At 41.6% G+C, this 6,307-nt stretch carries 9 protein-coding genes; 6 read left to right on the top strand and 3 right to left on the bottom strand.

Annotated elements, in window-relative coordinates; translation table 11 throughout:
* Nucleotides 1-117 precede the first annotated feature (117 nt).
* Together B4F91_RS08640 and B4F91_RS08635 are read right to left on the bottom strand one after the other, a co-directional pair.
* Entirely contained in the window at nt 118-690 is a 573-nt protein-coding gene (locus B4F91_RS08640) for a sigma-70 family RNA polymerase sigma factor (protein ID WP_288635570.1), read from the bottom strand.
* Nucleotides 691-704: 14 nt separating this feature from the next.
* A complete protein-coding gene (locus B4F91_RS08635; protein ID WP_024031594.1) occupies nt 705-1,340 on the bottom strand; it encodes an energy transducer TonB in 636 nt (211 codons plus the stop codon).
* 145 nt (nt 1,341-1,485) lie between these two features.
* On the opposite strand from B4F91_RS08635, the gene B4F91_RS08630 reads away from it, so the two are divergent.
* Nucleotides 1,486-1,992, top strand: coding sequence for a DUF3087 domain-containing protein (locus B4F91_RS08630; protein ID WP_054983855.1), 507 nt, complete (start codon nt 1,486-1,488; stop codon nt 1,990-1,992).
* Between the two features lie 34 nt (nt 1,993-2,026).
* A complete protein-coding gene (locus B4F91_RS08625; RefSeq protein ID WP_055020337.1) occupies nt 2,027-2,476 on the top strand; it encodes a low molecular weight protein-tyrosine-phosphatase in 450 nt (149 codons plus the stop codon).
* A 43-nt stretch (nt 2,477-2,519) separates the two neighbouring features.
* Here the strand turns inward: B4F91_RS08625 and B4F91_RS08620 are convergent, their stop codons facing one another.
* A complete protein-coding gene (locus B4F91_RS08620; protein WP_154945180.1) occupies nt 2,520-3,632 on the bottom strand; it encodes an energy transducer TonB in 1,113 nt (370 codons plus the stop codon).
* A gap of 455 nt (nt 3,633-4,087) precedes the next feature.
* Here B4F91_RS08620 and B4F91_RS08615 point away from each other — a divergent pair, with 455 nt between their 5' ends.
* From B4F91_RS08615 to B4F91_RS08600, 4 genes are all read left to right on the top strand, one after another.
* Nucleotides 4,088-4,711 (top strand): GTP cyclohydrolase II, encoded by a 624-nt coding sequence (locus B4F91_RS08615; RefSeq protein WP_024031598.1) that lies wholly within the window; start codon nt 4,088-4,090, stop codon nt 4,709-4,711.
* A 79-nt stretch (nt 4,712-4,790) separates the two neighbouring features.
* A complete protein-coding gene (locus B4F91_RS08610) occupies nt 4,791-5,579 on the top strand; it encodes a BPSS1780 family membrane protein (protein WP_004587511.1) in 789 nt (262 codons plus the stop codon).
* A complete protein-coding gene (locus B4F91_RS08605) occupies nt 5,579-6,031 on the top strand; it encodes a regulatory protein RecX (RefSeq protein ID WP_004587512.1) in 453 nt (150 codons plus the stop codon). Before B4F91_RS08610 ends, B4F91_RS08605 begins: the two co-directional genes overlap by 1 nt.
* A 19-nt stretch (nt 6,032-6,050) precedes the next feature.
* A partial coding sequence (locus B4F91_RS08600) for an alanine--tRNA ligase-related protein (RefSeq protein ID WP_288635567.1) occupies nt 6,051-6,307 on the top strand: 257 nt, incomplete at its 3' end.

The following is a 6,307-nucleotide window of genomic DNA, read 5'->3' as shown; positions in this document are numbered from 1 at the left end:
CTTGAGGGCTTTTTATGGCTGGCATTATTAAGTAACGCTTTTTGTTGGGAAGCGCTGAGTGTAGTGCGTGCTTTTCGCTCTTTGTAGTGTTGAGTGAGCTTTTGGTCAAACTGCTCATCAGGCTTGTTCATTGTTTGCTCCTAATAAACGTTTAAGGTTTTGCTTGGCATAGCGCAGCCTTGTTTTTACGCTCTCATGGTTGCTTTGCGTTATAAGCTCTATGTCGGCAAGGCTAAAGCCTTCTTGTTGTAAGGTAATGGCTTCGCGCTGTACAAAGCTCAGTTGCTTGAGTGCGCTATCGAACGCTTGGTAATTTATATTGCTAATACTGTTGTTATTACCTTGCTCATTTTGCTGCGCGGGTAGGTGGGTGTTTTCGTCAAGCTCTACAAAGCGCTGTTGTTTGCGGTATTCGTCTACTAATGTGTTGCGCGCGAGTTTAAATAACCACGCTTTTGGCGTGGTTTGCGCTTGGTAAAGGTGGCGTTTTTCGATTACTTTTAGCCAGGTTTGTTGGCTTACGTCGTATGCTAAATGCGTATTAGATTGCGTCACTAGGTAGTGATATAAATCGTTACTGTATAGGGAAATAAGCTGCTCTAAGTAGCGGTTGTCGCCACTTTTTGCGTAACTTGCCATGCAATCCTTGCTTTGCGTTTCAAATAACCATGACTTAATACTGAGTAGCATAGGCGTTTAGTCCGTTAAATAGAGTTATCTAATTTAAAATCGAGCTGTACGGTTTGATCTGTTTGTAATTGTGCCACACCTTCTATTACTTTGGGGCGATATTTCCAGCGCTTTATGGCTCTTATTGCTTCGCGGTCAAAGGTGCGTTTGGGCTCGGCGTTTATTACCACTGGGTTTATTACTTCGCCGGTGGGCGAAATACTAAAGCTCAGTTGTACCCAGCCTTCTATGCCATTGCGCGCGGCAGATGTTGGGTATTTTGGATTTATGCGCACTATGGGTGTTGCATCGCCTGTTGGGCGGTTAATCGTGCTATTTATATCATCTCCAAAATCATCAATAGTGATTGGTGTTAATTCGTTAATCGCTATTACAGGGTCGTTTGAGGTATCGATTGGTGGCGCTTTAGGCGGTGTTTTTGGTACAGGCGGTGGTGGCTGTATTTTTTGTATATGCCTTACTTGTGAATCCTCTGGAGCCTGAAAAATCTCTACAATAATATCGTCGCCGAGTTTTATAGGTGCGCGCTGCTCGCCACTAATTAAGTATTGCATAAATGCAAAGGCGGCAAAGGTCATTACTGCGCCGCCAATAACGGCGGTTGATGTTTTAATAAATGCTGAATTATTGGGTACTTCAAGTGTGTGCATGAGCCGCTCCGAGTAAACTTATTGGGTTGTTTAAAAGCTATAACGGAGGGCAAATCAAAAAGGGGTTAAATAATTTTATAAAAATTGCGGGGTTTAGTTACAATAGCGTTCGCTATATTTTTACTTATTAATTTTTTAGGCTGTTATGCAACTCATACAAATAGATAAAGCACGTTACCGCAAACATTTAAATAGGGTAATTGTAGGGTGTGCGGCGGGTTTAGCTGTTGGCAGCTTGGCTATATCGCAAACGTTAATTGCGTTGTTTCCTGATGAAAGCGGGAGTCACTTTCATTGGAATTTAACCGGTGTTGTTATAACAAGTTTAGCCATTGGCTGGCTGTTAAATAAATACCGTACCCATAGTTTTATGACCGAAGTGGTGTACGTGTGGGAGCTTAAACAAGCGCTTAATAAAATAACCCGCAAAATGCCAAAGCTAAAAGCGGCAGGGCGCGAGGGTAATGCCGATGCATTGTTAGCGATTCATTATAGTTATGCGGGCTCACGGCTTTTATGGCAGCTTGACGATAACACCATTACTATGGATGAGTTAGCTATAAAACAAGCCGAGCTTGATAGTGTGGCGGCCAAGTATAACCTGACTTTAAATGCCGATGACTATAACGAGGCTATATTAAAACAGTTTTAAAGCCTAGGTGGTTAAATTAGCTAAAGGAGCCTTAATGAAAAAAGTACTGATAGTGTGTTTAGGTAATATTTGCCGCTCGCCCACAGCAGAGGCGGTGTTAAAAGCGCGCGCTAAAAAATTAGGTGTTGAGGTTAAGGTAGACTCGGCAGGGACTATTGGCTACCACGAAGGTAAAACGCCAGATAGCCGCTCAATGGCTGCGGGTGAAAAACGTGGTTATAGCTTTAAAGGTATATTTTCGCGGCCAGTTCGCAGCAGCGATTTTACTGAGTTTGATTTAATTTTAGCGGCAGACACACAAAACTTAGCTGACTTAAAAGCAAAGTGCCCCACTCATTTACATTACAAGCTGGCATTGTTTTTAGAATACGGCGAGCAAAGCCAAAGCGCCATACCCGACCCATACTACGGCGGCGATGATGGCTTTGAAAATGTGCTCGATTTAATTGAAGCCGCAAGCGATAAAATACTCGCAAAGCTTTGAGTAAAACTACCTGAACAAAAAAGACGCTATAATACCTTGCGTGTTATCTGGCTATTTTAAAGTCGAGCTGTACTTGCGTGCTTGCAACAACGGGTTGGCCGTCTTCAAATTTTGGTGCATAACGCCACTTTTTAAGTGCTGTAAGTGCCGACCTTTCAAACTCTTTCCCCCCTTGTGAGCTAACTACCTCTGGGTTTTTAACAAAGCCTGCGGTATCTACGTCAAATTCAACAACGACAATACCGTCTCGCATTTGGCGCGCTTTGTTTTGTGGGTACTCAGGGTTTTTGCGGTATATAGGTGTTTGCTCTTGTGTTTTTTTCCACGGCACCATTTTAGCAATTGCTAAACAATGCTTAGTGGCTTGTTCGCTTTGGCCTGTTTTTTCGTAAAGGTTAACAAGCTTTGAGTGCGCAGTAAGCTCAGCGCTGTGATCAAAGCTTAAGTTGTTATCAAATACCGATACAACATGGTTTAGTCGTTCAATGGCTTCATTGTATTTTTTCTTACCTTGAGCAAACGACGCCATTAAAAAGTCGGCTTTAATGCGCTCTACGGTGTTGTCGTCTAGGTTATTACGGTAGTAGTCATCAGCTTGGTTAAGCAGCGTTTTAGCTTTATGGTACTTTTTATGAGCAAATTTTTTGGCTAACAGTGAGGCTGCTTCAAACTGCATGTCGGCAACAAATTTAGGGTTGTTTTGTGTTTTAGCTATTTCAATTATACGGTCGTAATCGTTATCGGCTTGATAGGCCGAGCTAGTGTTTTCAGCCTTGCCTATTAGGGCATCGATTGTTTCTATTGCATTTTTACCGTGGTTATTTGCCAGTATTGTATAGGCTTGCGAGTAAAGTTCGAAGCGTTGCTCTGATACATTTTTTTTGTCGTTGATAGAGCGCGGCGCTGTAATTGCTTTGGCGTAATTAATAGCAAGGCTTGCGGTGTTATCACTTTTATCACCATAAAGCGCAAGGCCTGTAATATAGGCATGTTTAGCTGCTTGCTCTATGTTTTCGTCTTTTTTAACAGCCGTTAAATAACTTTGGTATGCATCAGAAAAGGCGGCTTTATCATCGCTTACTTGGCTTGCATTGGCCTGGCTTGCAAAAGCCGTAAAGGTTAATCCGATAACTAAGGCGAGGTGTTGTGCTTTCATAATAATCCCTATTAGTGTTCAATCTAGAAACAAAATACCACAAGTGATAATGGTTTTCATTATCACTTGTGTGGGCGCTTGCTTATAAAACTAACTAATTACCTAATACCCATGTGCACCAAGCTGTAACTAATTTTCGCCATTAAACTGTGCTAAAAGTGCCTGCTGAGATAACTAGGTAACACCGTTTTAGCTTTTTATAGGTGCGGTGTATTAACTTAATGTATAAGCAGCGTGGTAAAAGTAATAAAATTAAAATAGCAAATGCGTACAAGTTTGTCATTGTTTTGGGGAAATAGCCCTAGGTAGTGGGAGTTTATTGCATATTAAGATTGAAAATAGCCTGTGTAATCGCCATATATTTGCCATAAACCTAGTGTACTACGATCTAACTTTAAACATTTGTGATATTATCACCTTATGGTGTCGTAGTTATTTAATTATTTGGATTTGTCGTGGCGCAAGTAAGAGCAAGAGCCCAGCTTAATGTTGGCAAAAATAGTGATATTCCCGCAGAAATAGTGTCTTTTAGTGGCTTAAAAGACGGCCAAGAACACGTTGCGTTTGTATTTAACAATGCTGATGTAAATCAAAATGTGCCGCTTATTCGCATGCATTCTGAGTGTTTAACCGGTGATGTGTTTCATTCATCGCGCTGCGATTGTGGCGAGCAGTTAAATGAGTGTATTGAAATGATGCACGAGCAAGGCGGGGTGTTATTGTATTTACGCCAAGAGGGCCGAGGTATTGGTTTATATAATAAAATTGATGCTTACGTGCTGCAATCTCAAGGGATGAACACTTACGAGGCTAATAACCACTTAGGCTTTGCTGACGACTTACGTGATTTTTCGGACGCGGTATTAATGCTCAACGCACTTAATTTAAGCCACGTTAAATTAATGACCAATAACCCTAAAAAGCTTAATGCATTAAAAGATGCCGGCATTGAAGTAGACACCGTTATTGGTACCCACGCGCACATTAAAGCAGGCCTTACAGGTAACAAAGCTTACCTAGAAACCAAAATAAAACACGGCGCACATATGTTAGATATTAAAAAAATTAAAAAACCTTAACTATTTAATCATGTAGTGTCTGTTAATCCCCCCTCACGCCAAGTTATACTTGGCGTGTTTTTTTAATTTAAGAGCCAGTATGTCTAACGAATTACGAATTTTTAAAGCCGATGCCGGGCTAAAGTGGTTTAAAGCCGGTTGGCATATTTTTAAAACCCAGCCATTTACCTTTGTAGTTATGCACTTATTAATAGGCATAGTGGGCATACTGTCGTTATTTTTACCTTTGCTGCAAGTTGTTGCGGCACTTGCTACGCCTTTTTTAACCGCCGGTTTTTACCAAGCGGTGCTTAGCAAGCAGCAGGGCGGTAAAATTATGCTAGCAGACATACTCAAACCCTTTAGCGCAAAAGGTAACCGTTTAGGGCTACTACGTTTAGCGCTTTACCAAATGGGGGCGGGTATTTTAATGGCCTTGTTAGCTAATGGCCTATTTGCCGATGCGGTGGCTATTATGAGCCAAGAGGGGCTTGATCCTAACATTGCGCTTGAGCAAACCTTAAATAGTATTTCGGGCGCCAGTGTGGTGCTATTTTTAGTGGCAATGGCGGTGTATTTAATGGCGTTTGCTTACGCGGTACCGCTTATTTATTTTAGTAAAGAAAAACGCATTTTAACGGCGCTTAAAAATTCGCTATTGGTTTTTTATCATAACCTGTTCGCATTGAGTGTTTTTGGCATTATTTGTGTGTTATTTATGGCGCTTTCTATGTTCTTATCGTTCTTACCGCTGTTGATTTTAATGCCAATTTGCTACATTAGTTTCTTTGTATCTTATCAGGCTATTTTTATGCCAGTTGTACCGCCAAGTGACGATAGCAATGTTAAACCACTTAGCAGTGAACAAAGCGGGCGCTTTGACGCTTAATGGATGATAAGTTAAAACAAAAGCTTAAAAACTATGTACTGTGGTTACTTGGGCGCCAAGAGTATTCGCGCCGCGAGTTAACCTTTAAGCTTCAGCAAAAAGAAGCCAGCGACGAGTTTATAGAAACCCTGCTTAATTGGTGCGAAGAGCACAATTTTATTAACGAGCAACGCTATTGCGAAGGGTTTGTCAGAAAACACATTTTTAAAGGCCATGGCTTAAAGCGCATTCAAAGCGAAGCCATAGGCAAAGGGATTGACCGTTCACTACTTGAAAGAGTGGTTGAAGAGCTTGAAATAGACTGGTTTGAGCTTGCGCAGGAAGCGTACAACAAAAAGTATTCAACTACACCGGCCAACCTCGAGTACAAAGATAAAGCTAAGCGCGTGCGCTACTTAATGTACCGAGGATTTAGCTACGAACAAATTGATTTTGCAATGCAAGCACAGTAAATACAGGTGAGATTTTCACATGCAGCACATGACTACGGCACAACTTAGGCAACAGTTTTTAGACTTTTTTGCCAGCAAACAGCACCAAATTGTCCAATCGGCTTCACTTATTCCGGGTAACGATGCCACGTTGTTATTTAACAATGCCGGCATGGTTCCTTTTAAGGATGTGTTTTTAGGCGCCGAAACTCGCCCTTACACGCGTGCTACAAGTGCACAGCGTTGTGTGCGTGCTGGTGGTAAACATAACGATTTAGAAAACGTAGGTTACACAGC

This window comes from Pseudoalteromonas sp. UBA6610 (assembly GCF_002433295.1).
Classification (GTDB): Bacteria; Pseudomonadota; Gammaproteobacteria; order Enterobacterales; family Alteromonadaceae; genus Pseudoalteromonas; species Pseudoalteromonas atlantica.
Note: the sequence above shows the minus strand (reverse complement) of the source record. Positions and strands in the feature narration are given on the sequence as shown.